Origin of the sequence: Duganella sp. Dugasp56 (assembly GCF_047304105.1) — a bacterium.
GTDB lineage: Bacteria > Pseudomonadota > Gammaproteobacteria > Burkholderiales > Burkholderiaceae_D > Rugamonas > Rugamonas hordei.
The window spans coordinates 1-1,371 of the sequence record NZ_JBGLYQ010000108.1; the positions used below are offsets into that span (position 1 = coordinate 1).

Annotated in this window: 1 protein-coding gene; it reads right to left on the bottom strand. The window is 71.2% G+C overall.

Annotation, left to right across the window (positions count from 1 at the left end; all coding sequences use genetic code 11):
- A partial coding sequence (locus tag ACCD07_RS32245; RefSeq protein WP_413449689.1) for a type VI secretion system Vgr family protein occupies positions 1-1,371 on the bottom strand: 1,371 nt, incomplete at both ends.

Sequence of the window (1,371 nt, forward strand, 5' to 3'; positions counted from 1 at the left end):
GGCCGAGCGCTGCGCCACGCGCACCCAGCAGGTGGCGTCGGCATTGTCCTGCCAGTGGTAGCGGATGCGCACCCGCCCCAGCTTGTCGCAATACAGCTCGTCGGCGCCCGACGGCTGCGCCAGCCCGTCGGCGCCGCCCACGATGGCGCTCTGCGCGCCGCGCGCGGTCGGCTTCGGATGGCTGCGGCCGTCGCTGCCCGGCAGCTGCGGCCGCCAGACCGTGTCGGCAGCCACCGCCTCGAAGCTGTTGGCGTAGCCGGTCTCACGCGCTTGCGCGATGGTCAGTGCGTAATCGTCCGGGAGGTCCAGGGCTATCTCTTGCAGCAGTTCCGGTATCGGCCCGAACAACTCGGCCAGCGCCTGCTGCGCCGGCGACGGCAGGTTGTTGACGCCGACGCTGCGCACGCGCAGCAGCACATAGGCCGGCACGGCGTCCGAGCTCGATTGCAGCGGTCCCTGCGTCAGGTTGAAACGGGTGCCGGCCGCCAGGGTGCGCACCGTGGAGCGCCCGCGCCACAGCTGGGCTGCGGCCTCCCGGCCTTGCATCTGCATGTCGGCGTAGCGCTGCGCCTGGGCGCCGTTGGCGTAGGCGTACTGGCCCGGCACATCGTAGCTTTCCAGCGCCGGCAGCTTGCCGGAAACGAGCTGCGACGGCGTACTGGCGGACACGGCCTGCTTGGCCTTGTAGTCGTAGCTGAGCAGGGTCGTCAGCGATGCCGTCACGCGGCGGCGCGCCTGCAGCGCCTGGATGGTGTCCGATGCCTCGCCGGCGCGCACGCCGTGAAAGCGGATGCCGCCGCCGGCCGCGCTGCTGGCGTCCTCCGGCGTGGCGCTGGCCTGGCTGCTGTCGGCGAACAGCACCACGCCGACGCCGTCGTCGAGCTGTTCGAAGCGCCAGGCCAGACCTTCTTCGGTCAGCAGGCGCCGCACGAAGTCCAGGTCCGATTCACGGTACTGGCAGCAGTAGCTGCGCGCCACCGCGTCGGCCATGAAGGGTTCAGTCTCTTCGCTCCAGCGCCACTGCGCCAGCGGCGCGTAGCCCTCGAACACGGCGTCGACGATCTCGATCACCGTCTTGTCCTGCCATACGCGGCTGTTGCGCACCAGGCTCAGCCGCCACAGCCACGGCGTCAGCCGCAGCCGATAGCGCGCCAGGCCGCCTTCGCTGCCCAGCATGGCGGCCTGCGTGATCTCGCCGTGAAATTGCGTGCGGCTGCCGTCGGCCAGGCTGACGGCGAGGCTGGCCTGTTGCCCCAGCAGGGGCGCCAGGTCGATCAGCGCATTGGTCGACAGCACGATGACGTCGCGCGCGCCGGCGTCCTGCACGCCGTCGTCGGCGGCAAACGCTTCGACCAGCAGACCGCCCGCGCC